The sequence below is a fragment of the Vibrio sp. TRT 2004 genome, from assembly GCF_050113735.1.
In the GTDB taxonomy this organism is placed as follows: domain Bacteria; phylum Pseudomonadota; class Gammaproteobacteria; order Enterobacterales; family Vibrionaceae; genus Vibrio.
The window spans coordinates 1-1,321 of the sequence record NZ_JBNJOH010000120.1; the positions used below are offsets into that span (position 1 = coordinate 1).

1 protein-coding gene is annotated in these 1,321 nt (G+C 44.0%); it reads left to right on the plus strand.

What is annotated here, in order from left to right; translation table 11 throughout:
- Window positions 1-68 precede the first annotated feature (68 nt).
- Window positions 69-1,082, plus strand: a complete 1,014-nt coding sequence (locus ACQEXR_RS20135) for an IS110 family transposase (RefSeq protein WP_427021035.1) — start codon at window positions 69-71, stop codon at window positions 1,080-1,082.
- Window positions 1,083-1,321: the final 239 nt, after the last annotated feature.

Genomic DNA, 1,321 nt, shown 5'->3' on the forward strand with positions numbered 1-1,321 from the left:
TAATTATATGGTCCGCCTCACTCTCAAGCCCTACGCTTAGAGTAGGCTATCAGAACGAGGTGAACCATATGTCTACTATCCACATTTTAGGTATCGATTTAGGTAAGCACTGCTTTCATGCGGTTGGCAATAATCACTCTGGCAAAGAAGTTATTCGCCGTAAGTTTAATCGAAGCCAACTACTCCGTTTCTTATCTGTACTTGAACCTACCATCATCGCTTTTGAAGCCTGTGGTGGTGCTCACTGGCTTGCGAGAAAATGTGAAGCCTATGGGCATCGAGTTCGACTTATCCCGCCTCAATATGTAAAACCTTACGTCAAAGGTAACAAGAACGACTTTATTGATGCGGCTGCGATAGCAGAAGCAGCGAGTCGACCAAGCATGAGATTTGTTTCTGCCAAGTCAGAGGAAGCTCAAGTAATCGCGGCTATCCATCGAGTAAGAGATGGTTATATCAAAGAACGAACGGCTTGTATGAGCCGAATTGGGGCAATACTACTTGAGTTTGGACTGAGTTTTCCTAAAGGCCATGCCAAGATGAAAGCACTATTTCAGTGGCTGGCCGAGCAAGATATAAAGTTACCGCAGAGTCTGGTCGCAGAGTTGCTCTCGATTCATGAGCACTATAAATACCTAAATGAGCAAGTATCTACTCAAGATAGAAAACTGAAAGCGATTACTGAAAATAATGAAAATGCTGAACTTTTGAAGAGTATTCCTGGTGTTGGTGATTTAACAGCAACGTTGTGTGTGGCCAATATCAGTTCTCCTTCAAACTTTGGTGGAGGTCGCGAGATGGCTGCATGGCTAGGACTCGTTCCAAGGCAGTATTCAACGGGTGGTAAATCAAAGTTATTAGGCATGAGTAAACGAGGGAATAAACACCTTCGCGCTCTATTTATACATGGAGCGAGGTCCGTGCTATCTAGGATAGAAACAACAGGAAAAGTGTTCGGAGATTGGTTAGTCAATTTACGAGCAACAAAGCCGTTTAATGTAGTGGTAGTCGCACTTGCCAATAAGCTAGCAAGAATAGCTTGGGCGGTGTTGTACCACCGCCAAGCTTTTAAGGCTGTATAGCCATAACCAAGTTTGCAACGCCAATGAACGTGATGACAAAAACGGTCGATCGGCCAGATTAGTAACCTGATATAAAAAATAGCACCTAGTTGCTTTGGGGCTTTTAAGGATAATCTGGCGCGGATATCATCGTGGAGCGGGGAAGTTAATGTTCCCAACGAGGACTCCGAATACATTAGCGCAAACCAACTCCGTTATTACTAAATTGTAGTTGCAATAACGGGGCGGACCATACATTT